The following is a 12,544-nucleotide window of genomic DNA, read 5'->3' as shown; positions in this document are numbered from 1 at the left end:
CTCATAATTTATATAATTATGTTTTTAATAATATCCTGCTTCATTAGGTAGTTATTTCATTAATGTGTGCTGATGACACCATTAGCTGGGTCGAGCCGTCAATCGACTCGATGCGAAAGCGAACACGTCTAACACTTTACCAATTAACTATATAATTTTTACGATATACAGAATAGCGATTCTACGTAAGCCCTTTGAAACCTGTACCTTCGTCCATTGAGTCATCTGCGTCCCGTTCAATGCCGCTGATTGCCCCGTCGACGTACCGGCCACCCGCCCTTTTGTGGAATGGTCATTTGCAAACGATTGTTCCGTCGCTGTTTCGGAAGGTGTCGGTCGAGTACGTCCGTGAGCGAGTCGAAACACCCGACGACGATTTTCTGGACCTCGACTGGATTTCCCCGCCTGCCCCGAAGCCACTGGCTGAGCGGCAACTGGTTATCCTGACACACGGACTGGAAGGAAGTTCGGGGAGTACGTATCTGGCGGGCATGGCGCGGCACCTGAGCCAAAACGGCTTCGACTGTCTGGCGTGGCATTACCGTTCGTGCGGGGGCGACCTCAACCGGCAGCAGCGGTTCTACCACCTCGGCGACACCGATGACCTGCACTTCATCATCACCCACGCGCTGGCCAAAGGCTACACGTCGCTGCACCTGGCTGGCTTTTCGGCCGGAGGCAGTATTACGCTTAAATACCTTGGCGAACGAAGTACGGCGATCGACCCGGCCATTCGGCGGGCGGTCGTCTTCTCGGTACCGCTCGACCTGATTGGCTCGTCGGACCGACTGGAGCAGTGGGACAGCCTGATTTATAACCGCCGGTTCAGCCGGTCGCTCAACGCCAAAGTAGCGCGCAAAGCGGCTGTAATGCCGGGCGTCTTTCCCCTCGATGCGGTTATGCAATCGCGCCGGGTGCGGCAGTTCGACGAGGTATTTACTGCCCCGATGAACGGTTTTCGCGACGCCACCGACTATTACACCCGCAGTAGTTCGCTCCAGTACATACCCGGCATTGCCGTTCCGACGCTGATCGTCAACGCCCGGAACGACCCGTTTCTGTCGCCGACCTGCTACCCGGAGTCGATGGCGCGGGAACTGGCTAACGTCTGGATGGAGTTTCCCGAACAGGGCGGTCACTGCGGCTTCCCGGCCAAAACGGGCGGCATCAACGGTACGTACTGGTCGGAACGGCGGGCGCTGGAATTTTTGACACAACCCTTCGACTGAGTAAGGTCGGAGATTTAGTAGTGAACTGTTATCGGCCCGCCTGTAAAGCCGGGTTTATCTATATGCTTACCAAGACACCAGAACAGACGTTTTTCGTCATCGATTTCGACAGCACTTTCACAAAGGTCGAGGCTCTCGACGTGCTGGGCGAAATCTCACTCGTTGGCCGGCCCGACCGCGACGACGCCCTAAATCAGATCAAGACCATTACCGACCGGGGTATGGCGGGCGAACTGTCGTTTACCGAATCGCTCGAACTGCGGCTGAAACTGCTCCGCGCCCACCGCGATCAACTTCCGGCCCTGATCGAAACGCTGTCGGGTAAAATCTCGGATTCGTTTCAGCGCAACAAGGAGTTTCTGGTCGAAAATGCTGACCACATTTATATCGTCTCGAACGGTTTCCGCGAGTTCATCGTACCGGTCGTAGCCTCGCTGGGCATTAAAGCCGATCATGTGCTGGCCAACACGTTTGTCTACGACGAAGCGGGTAACATTGTTGATTTTGACCGGACCAACCCGCTATCAGCCAACGGAGGAAAGCCGCAGGTAATTCGTAGCCTGCAACTCGACGGCGAAGTCTACGTCATCGGCGATGGCTATACCGATTACGAGATTCGGGAGTCGGGTGCCGCAGCCCGTTTTTACGCCTTTACCGAAAACGTGCTGCGCCCACGCGTGGTCGAAAAAGCGGATTTTACGGCCCCGTCGCTCGACGAATTTCTGTACCACAACAACCTGAGCCGCAGCCAATCGTACCCCAAGAGCCGGATCAAGGTCCTGCTGCTGGAGAACGTTCACCCGGTGGCGGTGCAATTGTTCGAGCAGGAAGGCTTTAACGTCGAAATCCGCAAAGGCGCGCTGGACGAAGACGAGCTGATCGAAGCCATCCGCGACGTATCGATTCTGGGTATTCGCTCGAAAACCAACGTCACGGCCCGCGTCCTCGAACACGCCAACAAGCTAATGACCGTCGGTGCGTTCTGCATCGGTACCAACCAGATCGACCTGACGGCCTGCACCGAACGCGGGGTGGCCGTGTTCAACGCGCCCTACAGCAACACCCGCTCGGTGGTCGAACTGGCGATTGGCGAAATCATCATGCTGATCCGGGGTATCGTGCCGAAAAGCAATTCGATGCATCGGGGCGACTGGGACAAATCAGCAAAGAACAGCTACGAGGTACGCGGTAAAAAGCTCGGTCTGGTTGGCTACGGCAACATCGGTACGCAGCTATCGGTGGTGGCCGAAGCGCTGGGCATGGAAGTGTACTTCTACGACATTGTCGACAAGCTGGCCTTGGGGAATACCCGCAAATGCAAGACGCTGGACGAACTGCTGGCCGTTTCTGACATCATCAGCCTGCACACCGATGGACGCAAGGAAAACAAAAACCTGATCGGCGAACGCGAGTTCGGTCTGATGAAGCAGGGCGTTATCTTCCTGAACCTGTCGCGCGGGCACATCGTCGACATTCCCGCGCTGGTCAACGCCATCAAGCAGGGCAAGGTCATCGGTACGGGTGTCGACGTGTTCCCGCAGGAGCCGAAGACCAACAACGAGGAGTTTATGAGCGAACTGCGCGACCTACCCAACGTGATTCTGACGCCCCACATCGGCGGCAGCACCGAGGAAGCGCAGGCCAACATTGGCAATTTCGTACCGGCAAAACTGCTCGAATACATCAACAACGGCAGTACCTACGGCAGTGTCAACTTCCCCGAACTGCAACTGCCGCTGCTGAAAAATTCACACCGTCTGCTCCACATCCACGCCAACGTGCCGGGCATTCTGGCCAGGATGAACAACATCTTCGCCAAGTACCACATCAACATCCACGGTCAGTACCTGAAAACCAACGAGCAAATCGGCTACGTCATCACCGACGTCGCCAAAGAATACGCCGACGAGGTTGTACAGGAACTGAAAGGCATCGACAACACGATCAAGTTCAGACTACTTTATTAATGTTGAATGATTGAGTGATAGAATGATTGAATAGGCTGACGCACGCCACCATTCAATCATTCTATCACTCAATCATTCACTCATTGCTTATGAAAAACACCTACTTCACGCCGGGGCCGGCTGAGTTGTATCCGACGTTTCAGCAACACATCCAAACGGCTTTCGATAAGCAGCTCGGGTCGATTTCGCACCGCAGTCAGGCGTTTCGGGACATTTACAAATTCACCGACGAGCAACTGCGGACGCTGCTGAACATCCCGAAAACGCACGCAATTTTCTTCACGGGGTCGGCGTCGGAAGTGTGGGAACGGCTGCTGTTCAACTGCGTCGAACACGAAAGTTTCCATTTGGTGAATGGGTCGTTTTCGCAGAAGTTCTACGACTATGCCGGATCGCTGCGGAAGTTTGCCCACAAGCTGGAAAAACCCTTTGGCGAAGGCTTCGACGCGGCAGACATTGAGGTGCCTGAATACGCGGAACTGGTGTGCATGACGCACAACGAAACGTCGTCGGGCGTGCAGATGCGCGTGGCCGACATGCACAAGCTGAAGAAAAAGTACCCGAAGAAGCTATTCTGTGTCGACATGGTCTCGTCGGCCCCCTACCCTGACCTCGACTATACACTGATCGACTCGGCCTTTTTCTCGGTGCAGAAAGCCTTCGGTATGCCCGCTGGCCTGGGCGTCTGGATCGCGAATCAGGCGTGTCTGGAAAAAGCGACCCGGTTGCAGCAGTACGAGAACCTGACAATCGGTGCGCATCACACCTTACCGACGTTGTGGAAGCACTACAAGGACTTTGAAACCCCCGCTACGCCCAACGTGCTGTACATCTACGCGCTGGGCAAAATCGCGGAAGATTTCAACAAGATCGGTGTCGGTACCATTCGGAAGCAGACCGAGGAGAAAGCCAAAATGGTGTACAAGTTTCTGGAGGATTCGGATCTGTACAGCCCATTCGTGAAAGAAGAGCGGCACCGGTCGCAGACGGTAATCGTAGCAGACACGAAAAAGCCGTCGGCAGAAATCATTGCCGAAGCGAAAACGGCGGGTATGGTGATTGGCAGCGGCTACGGCGCGCAGAAGAATTCGCAGATTCGCATCGCCAATTTCCCGGCCACATCGGCCGAACAGGTCCAGAACCTCATCAATTATTTGAGCAATAGTCGATAGACGCAATAGTCTTTTTCCGGGCACCCGTTTGCTTTTTGTCAACAGCAAACGGGTGATTTTGTATTATTCTCAGGTGAGTAACTGATTTCAACAAACCTTATCCGATTTGGCTGGTTAATAGCCTATATCAACGGTTTACACAGACTTAGAACTCAACGACGATGAAAAAACTATTCACAACTACACTGCTGCTGACGGGTTTATCCGTGGCGGCACTGGCGCAAAACAACAGCGATTCGACCAGTCGCAAGCCGATTATCAGCGACGAAACCAAGCAGGAAGTCCGCGAGAAAGCGGGTGAAGCCAAGGAAAAACTTGAAGACGCGGTCGATCAGTCGGTCAACTACCAGCAGCGTAACCAGTTGACCTGGTTTCAGCCGGGCAGCCTGTTTCTGGGCGGGGGTGTTGGCTTTGGTGCAACGGATGGCAAGGTGTACGTCGACGTCAATACACGGCTGGGTTACTTTTTCCAGCCTGGTTTTGCCGCCGGTATTCGCTACGACTACGATCGGCTGGTGGGTAACAAGTACCACGCCCGGCAGTTTGGCCTGTTCGCCCGGTACTACCCATTCCGCACCCGGATCAGCAGCTTTGTAGGAGCCAGCCTGAACTCGGGTCGCGAGTTTTCGGAGAACATTCCATCTGGTACGAAAGCGAAGTACACCAGTGTTGGGCTTGAACTGGGCGTGATGGCCTGGATTCTGCCCCGCTTAGGTGCTGAACTGAGTTACGAAGGTAGCTTCTATAACAAAATTGATCCGACTGTAGGACGCGGCAAAGGTGGCCGACTGAAGTTTGGCGTCAACTACTATTTCGGGCGCGTAGGCCGGAGCGGCAAAGTGACGCTGAACCGCTAGAAACAACCCCTAGCAGCAAAAATAAAGCGGCCCCGGAATTGATTCCGGGGCCGCTTTATTTTTATTTTAACTTGTTGATTTTCAGCAGTATAAAATTTAAAATAACTATCAATCAGGGATTCATTCAGGCTGTAGTTTCGTTGTATAAATAGCCAGTTAGTCGGCCAGTTTCGGAGCCGCTGACCGCCTTTTCTCAACGATATGACGACTAATCTGATAACCCCTGTTGCCCCCCAGCCGACCAAGTCGGAGCCGCTTGTGCGCTCACCGCGCCTGTGGATGCCGAAGCGGGTGGTCTTCACTCCCGACGCTCTCAACGAACCGTTCGGGCAGGCAATTTACGAGCGCGTCTCGGCGCTTGACCTGCCCATCGAGATAGCGAAAAGCAATCGTATCACCGGTCTGCGCGGTGCCGACGAGCGGGAGACGTATCGCATTGCGAAGAACACGCTGGCGGTAGTGAATGCCCCGCCGAGTGCGTTCCGACTCCAGCCCATTCCGCCCTCCGCCGACTGGCAGATGAACCTCGCCGAAGGGTGCCCGGCCCACTGTCAGTACTGTTATCTGGCGGGTAGTCTGGCAGGACCGCCGGTGGTGCGAGCGTATGCCAACCTACCGAAGATGCTGGCGAATACAGCTACGTACGAGGGCACCTATCCACCCAACAAAAGCTGGCAGGGTACCGACACTAATCGCCCGACAACCTTCGAGGTAAGCTGCTACACCGACGTGCTGGGCATTGAGCACCTGACAGGTAGTATGGCCGAGTGCATCCGCTACTATGGTACGCGGGAGAAAGCGGAGCTACGTTTTGTTACGAAGTACGACCACGTCGACAGCTTGCTCGACCTGCCGCATAACGGTCATACCCGCGCCCGTTTCAGCCTCAACGCCGACTCAGTGGCCCGGCGGCTGGAAGGCGGCACGGCGTCGGTAGAAGCGCGGTTGCAGGCGTTGCGGAAGCTGGCTCTGCCACGCGAGCTGGGTGGGGGCAGCTACCCCATCGGGCTGGTCATTGCTCCGATCATGCCCATCCCCGATTGGCGCGCCCACTACACCGCCCTCCTCGACCGTATTGCCGAGGTAATCGACTTTCCCGTCGACATGAATGTGGAGTTTATCAGCCACCGCTTCACACCCGGCTCGAAAGACGTGCTACTCCAGTGGTATCCCAATACATCGCTCGACATGGACGAGCAGGTACGGGCCGAGAAGCGGAACAAATTCGGCGGTACCAAGTACGTATACCGCCCGGAGGAGATGCGCGAGATGAAGGCGTTTTTCTACGCCGAGTGGCAGCAACGTTTCCCGAGTGCGCCGGTGCTGTACTGGACGTAATTGCCCTCACGGTAGGCATGTAATTACCCTCACCCCAACCCCTCTCCCAAAACGGGAGAGGGGCTTTTTTTTGCAGAATAAATGACCTTGATGTAGGTTGGACTCTATAAATACCACACTATTCACTGTATTATGAAAGGAGCATCGAGTACGTCTTCAATGAAAGAATTACGTCGAGAACTTCGGCGGGAGCAAACAGAGGCAGAAGCAACGTTGTGGAGTCTATTACGTGATAGACAACTAGATGGTGTCAAGTTTAGGAGGCAACATGGCTTCGGCCGCTTTATCGTTGACTTTTACTGCCCAACTTCTCGGCTAGTTATAGAGTTAGACGGCTCAGTTCACAATTCACCGGAGGCTAAACTTGCGGATGCCGAACGGGAATGTGCATTGTGTGACCTGGGTCTATCAATCATGCGCTTTTCAAACGACGAAGTCATGTGCAGTATAGACCGCGTTTTGGAAAAGATTCGCGAAAATCTAACGTAAAAAAAGCCCCTCTCCCGTTTTGGGAGAGGGGCGGTCCGACGGGTCGGTTGGGGTGAGGGTAAACCCCTACCAAACCTTTGCCTGATCCACCTCCGGCTTATACAGCTTGTCGCCGGGCTGCACGTTGAATGCCTTGTAGAACGGCTCGAAGTTCGCCAGCGGGCCGTTGACGCGGAACTTGGCGGGCGAGTGTGGGTCGGTTGTGATGCGAACCCGCTCTGACTCGTCGCGCACTTTGACGCGCCATACCTGGGCGAAGCCGAGGAAGAACCGCTGATCGGGCGTAAAGCCGTCGATTTTCTCGTTGCTCTGGCCCTGCTTTGTCAGCTTGAACGCCTGATACGCCAGCGTGATACCGCCGAGGTCGGCTAGGTTTTCGCCCAGCGTCAGCCGACCGTTAACGTGCATATTGTTCAGGATCGAATAGCCATCGTACTGCTTCACCACGGCCTGCGTTTTGGTCGTGAACCGCTGCGCGTCCTGCTTCGTCCACCAGTCGCGGAGGTTGCCGTTTTCGTCGTACTGCCGCCCCTGATCGTCGAACAGGTGGGTCATTTCGTGGCCGATTACCATGCCGATAGCGCCGTAGTTGATGGCGTCGTCTGCGTCTTTGTCGAAGAACGGAAACTGGAGAATACCGGCCGGAAATACGACTTCGTTGTTGCTGGGGTTAGCGTAAGCGTTCACCGTAGGAGCCGTCATCAGCCAGTCGGCCCGGTCGACGGGTTGGTTGACTTTGTCGAAATCTTCTTTGGTATGGTGCGCCCGGGCCTGCTGTACGTTGCCGAAGTAGTCGTCGCGCTTCACGTTCACGTCGCCGTATTCTTTCCACTTGTCGGGGTAGCCGATTTTCTTCAGAAACTTATCCAGCTTGACAAGCGCTACTTTCTTGGTTTCGGGAGCCATCCAGTCGAGTTTATCGATGCGTTCACGATAGACCTTTTGCAGGTTATCGACCAGCGTCAGCATTCGTTCTTTGGCTTCGGGCGGAAAATACTGCTTCACCCACAGTTGCCCCAGCGCATCGCCCAGATAGCCGTCGACAGCGTCGGCCACGCGCTTCCAGCGTTCGGGTTCCTTCAATTGCCCATACAGTGTTTTGCCTTTGAAGTTGAAGCTGGCTTCGCGGAACGGCTTGCTCAGCAGCCCCGCGTTTCCGTCGATCAGCGTAAACGTCAGGTAATCTTTCAATTCGTCCATCGACGTCGCGGGCAGGCTTCTGCTCAGTGCCTGGTAGTATTCCGGCTGGGCCATCAGTACCGAGTCGATCTTGCTCAGGCCCATTGTGTTGAGCAGGTTGCGCCAGTCGAGGCTGGGCTGCTGGCGGGTCAGGTCGGCGACGGCCAGTTTGTGGTAATTCGCTACCGGGTCGCGCAGGTCGGCGGGGGCTTTGTGGGAGCGGGCCAGCATCGTTTCGAACGCCAGAATACCGTCGGCCTTCGTCTTTGCCGACGTCGGATCGACGCCCGTCAGCGTGAACAGTTTAGCGATGTATGTCACGAACGCCTTTCGCACCGCCACCGTCGCCGAGTCGGTTTTAGTGTAGTAATCTTTCTCCGGTAGCGACAGCCCGGCCTGCATGAAATTGATCCGGTTAATGCTGCTCTGCCGATCGTCGGACCCGACGGCGAAGCCAATCAGCCGCCCGCCGGGGTCCGATTTGCTGGCAGCCAGATAGTTGATTGCGCTTTTGTAGTCGGTCAGGGCGGCAATCCTGGCCAGTTCGGGTTTCAGCGGCTCGTAGCCCAGCGATTCGATACGAGCCGTATCCATCCCGCTCGCGTAGAAATCGCCCACTTTCTGCTCAACGCTCCCCGCTTTCGCATCGGCGGCAGCGGCTTTCTCCAGAATGACTTTCGTCTTTTTCAGGTTCTCGTCGTAAAGCGTGTTGAACGAACCCCAGCCGGTCTGATCGTCGGGAATTTTCGTGTTTTTCATCCAGTCGCCATTGGCGTAGGTAAAGAAATCGTTGCCGGGCCTGACGGTCGTATCCATGCCCGACTTATCGAAGAAAACGGTTCGGTCGGGCGTAGAACTGGTGTCGGCATCTTTGTTTTTCTGACAGGCAGTCAGCGCAATAGCACTTAATCCGGCCAGCAACAAACAGGACGTATGTCGCATAATGATGAGGTGATGATTTCGTTTTAAATGGTAATTTTGGTTATCGGCCAACGACTTGCAACAACTATTTGATGTGCGGCAAGGCGCCGTTTCGTACTACAACAACGCACAACCAACCGATCAGCGATGAAAACGATACTGACGTTATTACTACTCAGTGTATCTCTTGCGGGCTACAGCCAAAGCAGCTACCACGGCAAGAAGATCACGGACTCGGGCGCAATTCCGGCCACGCAGCTAGCCGCCAAGATGGGCGACAAAGCGAAGATGACGACCAAAGTAGAAGGCACGGTCGAGGACGTCTGCAAAATGAAAGGCTGCTGGATGAAGGTCAACACCGGCGACGGACAGACCATGCGCGTGATGTTTAAAGACTACGGTTTCTTCGTACCGAAAGATATCGTCGGCAAGAAGGTCGTAATGGAAGGCGTGGCTGAAACCACCGAAACCTCTGTGGATGAACTGCGTCACTACGCCGAAGATGCGGGCAAATCGAAAGCCGAAATCGCGAAAATTACCAAACCCGAAAAGGCCCTGACGTTTATGGCCGATGGTGTGATTGTGAAGTAAATCGGCAACAGACAACCAGTTTTGTCATCCCGACGCAGGAGGGATCTTCGGAAACAGGCGATTTTACTTTCGCTTACCGAAGATCCCTCCTGACGTCGGGATGACAAAAAACATAGTCACCACACTGTAATGAGACTAGGACGAATCGGAATTTGCCTGAGCATTGCATTGATCGGCTTTTTTGCAGCCTGCCAACACGACGACCCCACACCCGCCGTACCCGATGGCTACATCGAACTGAAGGCAGGCACCACAGTCCCGGTGGTAGATGGTATCAGCGTTGTCGTTGATACAGCGGGCGTTGCGTACTGTCCTAAAAATTACAATTGTCTCATCGCCGGTAGTGCTTACGCCAGCATGCGGTTAGTCAAGGCTGAGTCTAGTCAGCGGGTACGATTAGTCCATATTCTCGGCCGTACGGTATATCGCCCCGACGAGCTTGACCGCATGGACTCTACCGGTATCGGACTATCTGGGCAGTCCTATAAACTCATCTTGAGGGAACACTATTTAGGCGAAATAGACGGAGAGCCCCGAGGTAGAGCAATCCTAATGGTCAGCCGATTATAAATACGGGTCTCGATCACCAACGATTATTCGGAGATACCGCAACAATTCAATAGATTAAGGGCTGCAATCAACTGATTGCAGCCTTTTTTGTACCCAACCAATCTGTTACATGAAAAAACGTTACCTGCTGGCAGTGCTCCCGCTGCTGACTACTCCTCTTTTCGCTCAACGCACACTCATTCACTGCGGCAATCTGTTTACCGGCACCGGCACAACCCTGCAACCGCAAATGACCGTAGTTGTCGACGGCAACAAGATTACGGCGGTTGAAAAAGGCTACTCAGCCGCGTCGGGGCAGGACAAAGTGATCGACCTGAAAAACAAAACTGTACTGCCCGGCCTGATCGATATGCACGTGCATCTGGAAAGTCAGACGCGCCGGGGCGGCAACATCGACAACTTCACGCTGAACCCCGCCGACGTCGCATTCCGGGCGGCACAGTACGCTAAAACGACGCTTATGGCTGGCTTTACAACCGTGCGCGACCTGGGCGGTTCGGGCATCAACGTGTCGCTCCGCAACGCCATTAACGCCGGTATCGTCGACGGTCCGCGTGTGCTGACGGTTGGCAAATCCATTGCTACAACGGGCGGCCACGCCGACCCGACCAACGGCTACAAAAAGAGTCTACAGGGTGATCCCGGCCCGGAAGACGGCGTTATCAACTCGCCGGAAGATGCCCGCAAAGCCGTTCGCCAACGCTATAAAGACGGTTCTGACCTGATAAAAATTACGGCGACGGGCGGGGTACTGAGCAACGCCAAAGACGGGTCGGGACCGCAGTTTACGCAGGACGAAGTCGACGCTATCGTGAAAGCGGCCAACGACTACGGCTTTGCGGTAGCGGCCCACGCGCACGGAGCCGAAGGCATGAAACGGGCCATCAAAGCGGGCGTGCAAACCATCGAACACGGTACGCTGATGGACGACGAAGCCATTGAGCTATTCAAGAAATACGGCACCTACTACGTCCCGACGATTATTGCCGGTAAAACAGCCGCCGACTCCGCCCGGCACTTCGGCTATTACCCAGCCCTTGTGGTTCCGAAGGCACTGGCCATCGGCCCGAAGATTCAGGCGACATTTGCCAAAGCGTACAAAGCAGGGGTGAAAATTGCGTTCGGCACCGATGCAGGCGTCTTCATCCACGGCTACAACGCCAAGGAGTTTGAGTACATGGTCGAAGCCGGGATGCCCCCCGCCGAAGCCATCAACGCGGCCCTGCTGACCAACGCCAAACTGCTGAAAATGGCCGATCAGATCGGGTCCATCGAAACGGGCAAAATGGCCGATATTATCGCCGTTGACGACAGCCCGATTCAAAATATCAAGACCCTGCAAGCCGTCAGATTCGTGATGAAGGACGGGAAAGTGTATAAGCAGTAAAGTCCAGTATCAACTCATTCACCCGCTGGGGCGCTTCGTGCTGCACCCAGTGGGTGGTATCGAGGTATTCGGCGCGCCCATCGTCGCAGCGGGTGAGGCTGGCCTGCGCCAATTCGCGCTGGAGAAACCGGTCGTGAATACCCCAGATTATCAGCGTCGGCACGGTGACGCGGATAGATGGACGACGGGCAGCGGGCCGGCGAATCAGGGCCCGGTACCAATTGACCATGCTCCGCACCGCCCCCGGCTGCGACCAGGCTGTGCGATACTGCGCCAGATCATCGCGGGAAAACGTACCGGGTCGGCTGCTGCTCCGCAACGTCCTGGCCAGCATAGCCCCGCGTCGGCGCCCCATCAGCCATTCGGGCAAAATAGGTAGCTGGAAGAACGCGACGTACCAGCTTCGCAGCAACTGACCGGGATTGCGCCGGATAAAACCCGACAGCACAGCGGGGTGCGGCACGTTGAGAATCACCAGCCGTTCGACCCGTTCGGGATATGTCACGGCCAGCCACCACGCCACGATACCGCCCCAGTCGTGCCCGACGACGATTGCCTTCTCCACGCCGGCCGCGTCGATCAACCCCACCACATCGGCCACCAGCGTATCGAGCCGGTACGCGTCGATACCGGCGGGTTTATCGCTCAGGTTATAGCCCCGCTGATCGGGTACCCAGACCCGAAAACCGGCGTCGGCAAGGGGCTGCATCTGGGCTTTCCAGCCGTACCAGAACTCCGGAAACCCATGCAGCAACAGCATAAGCGGACCCGTTGCCGGGCCCGCCTGTACGACGTGCAGCCGCACGCCATTGGTATCAACCGTGGTGTGCGTCATAGGTAGCTG

10 protein-coding genes are annotated in these 12,544 nt (G+C 55.6%); 8 read left to right on the top strand and 2 right to left on the bottom strand.

Translation table 11 applies throughout. The features are described 5' to 3' along the window. The first annotated feature begins 239 nt into the window (after nucleotides 1–239). The 6 genes from HH216_RS10460 to HH216_RS10435 all read left to right on the top strand — a co-directional run bounded on the left by HH216_RS10460 (nucleotide 240) and on the right by HH216_RS10435 (nucleotide 7,052). Nucleotides 240–1,229, top strand: coding sequence for a YheT family hydrolase (locus HH216_RS10460; RefSeq protein WP_169550770.1), 990 nt, complete (start codon nucleotides 240–242; stop codon nucleotides 1,227–1,229). 62 nt (nucleotides 1,230–1,291) lie between these two features. After that, nucleotides 1,292–3,196, top strand: coding sequence for a phosphoglycerate dehydrogenase (gene serA / locus HH216_RS10455; RefSeq protein WP_169550769.1), 1,905 nt, complete (start codon nucleotides 1,292–1,294; stop codon nucleotides 3,194–3,196). Between the two features lie 89 nt (nucleotides 3,197–3,285). Then, nucleotides 3,286–4,368, top strand: coding sequence for an aminotransferase class V-fold PLP-dependent enzyme (locus HH216_RS10450; RefSeq protein ID WP_169550768.1), 1,083 nt, complete (start codon nucleotides 3,286–3,288; stop codon nucleotides 4,366–4,368). Between the two features lie 161 nt (nucleotides 4,369–4,529). Then, complete coding sequence (locus tag HH216_RS10445) at nucleotides 4,530–5,225, top strand: hypothetical protein (protein ID WP_169550767.1); 696 nt, start codon at nucleotides 4,530–4,532, stop codon at nucleotides 5,223–5,225. Nucleotides 5,226–5,426: 201 nt separating this feature from the next. Further along, nucleotides 5,427–6,563, top strand: a complete 1,137-nt coding sequence (locus HH216_RS10440; protein ID WP_254448769.1) for a spore photoproduct lyase family protein — start codon at nucleotides 5,427–5,429, stop codon at nucleotides 6,561–6,563. Between the two features lie 132 nt (nucleotides 6,564–6,695). Continuing rightward, the gene (locus tag HH216_RS10435) at nucleotides 6,696–7,052 is read left to right on the top strand and encodes an endonuclease domain-containing protein (protein WP_332871500.1); all 357 of its coding nucleotides are present in this window, start codon (nucleotides 6,696–6,698) and stop codon (nucleotides 7,050–7,052) included. Nucleotides 7,053–7,118: 66 nt separating this feature from the next. Here the strand turns inward: HH216_RS10435 and HH216_RS10430 are convergent, their stop codons facing one another. Beyond that, nucleotides 7,119–9,173 carry a M13 family metallopeptidase gene (locus HH216_RS10430; RefSeq protein WP_169550765.1) on the bottom strand — a complete coding sequence of 685 codons (2,055 nt, stop codon included), beginning with the start codon at nucleotides 9,171–9,173 and terminating at the stop codon, nucleotides 7,119–7,121. 126 nt (nucleotides 9,174–9,299) lie between these two features. Between HH216_RS10430 and HH216_RS10425 the strand changes: the two genes are divergently transcribed. Together HH216_RS10425 and HH216_RS10420 are read left to right on the top strand one after the other, a co-directional pair. Next, a complete protein-coding gene (locus HH216_RS10425) occupies nucleotides 9,300–9,743 on the top strand; it encodes a DUF4920 domain-containing protein (RefSeq protein WP_169550764.1) in 444 nt (147 codons plus the stop codon). A 679-nt stretch (nucleotides 9,744–10,422) separates the two neighbouring features. After that, nucleotides 10,423–11,700: a metal-dependent hydrolase family protein gene (locus HH216_RS10420; protein ID WP_169550763.1), complete on the top strand. Its 1,278-nt coding sequence runs from the start codon at nucleotides 10,423–10,425 to the stop codon at nucleotides 11,698–11,700. On the opposite strand, the gene HH216_RS10415 is transcribed toward HH216_RS10420, so the two are convergent. Continuing rightward, nucleotides 11,660–12,535, bottom strand: a complete 876-nt coding sequence (locus tag HH216_RS10415; RefSeq protein WP_169550762.1) for an alpha/beta fold hydrolase — start codon at nucleotides 12,533–12,535, stop codon at nucleotides 11,660–11,662. The two genes, HH216_RS10420 and HH216_RS10415, sit on opposite strands and share 41 nt — an antisense overlap. Nucleotides 12,536–12,544 lie beyond the last annotated feature (9 nt).

Source organism: Spirosoma rhododendri (assembly GCF_012849055.1).
In the GTDB taxonomy this organism is placed as follows: domain Bacteria; phylum Bacteroidota; class Bacteroidia; order Cytophagales; family Spirosomataceae; genus Spirosoma; species Spirosoma rhododendri.
This window is presented reverse-complemented; position numbering and strand designations above follow the sequence as displayed.

Excerpts from the sequence above, each read along its gene's own strand:
- HH216_RS10460 (WP_169550770.1), top strand. The coding sequence starts at position 240 with ATGCCGCTGATTGCCCCGTCGACGTACCGGCCACCCGCCCTTTTGTGG.
- serA (WP_169550769.1), top strand. The coding sequence starts at position 1,292 with ATGCTTACCAAGACACCAGAACAGACGTTTTTCGTCATCGATTTCGAC.
- HH216_RS10450 (WP_169550768.1), top strand. The coding sequence starts at position 3,286 with ATGAAAAACACCTACTTCACGCCGGGGCCGGCTGAGTTGTATCCGACG.
- HH216_RS10445 (WP_169550767.1), top strand. The coding sequence starts at position 4,530 with ATGAAAAAACTATTCACAACTACACTGCTGCTGACGGGTTTATCCGTG.
- HH216_RS10440 (WP_254448769.1), top strand. The coding sequence starts at position 5,427 with ATGACGACTAATCTGATAACCCCTGTTGCCCCCCAGCCGACCAAGTCG.
- HH216_RS10435 (WP_332871500.1), top strand. The coding sequence starts at position 6,696 with ATGAAAGGAGCATCGAGTACGTCTTCAATGAAAGAATTACGTCGAGAA.
- HH216_RS10430 (WP_169550765.1), bottom strand. The coding sequence starts at position 9,173 with ATGCGACATACGTCCTGTTTGTTGCTGGCCGGATTAAGTGCTATTGCG.
- HH216_RS10425 (WP_169550764.1), top strand. The coding sequence starts at position 9,300 with ATGAAAACGATACTGACGTTATTACTACTCAGTGTATCTCTTGCGGGC.
- HH216_RS10420 (WP_169550763.1), top strand. The coding sequence starts at position 10,423 with ATGAAAAAACGTTACCTGCTGGCAGTGCTCCCGCTGCTGACTACTCCT.
- HH216_RS10415 (WP_169550762.1), bottom strand. The coding sequence starts at position 12,535 with ATGACGCACACCACGGTTGATACCAATGGCGTGCGGCTGCACGTCGTA.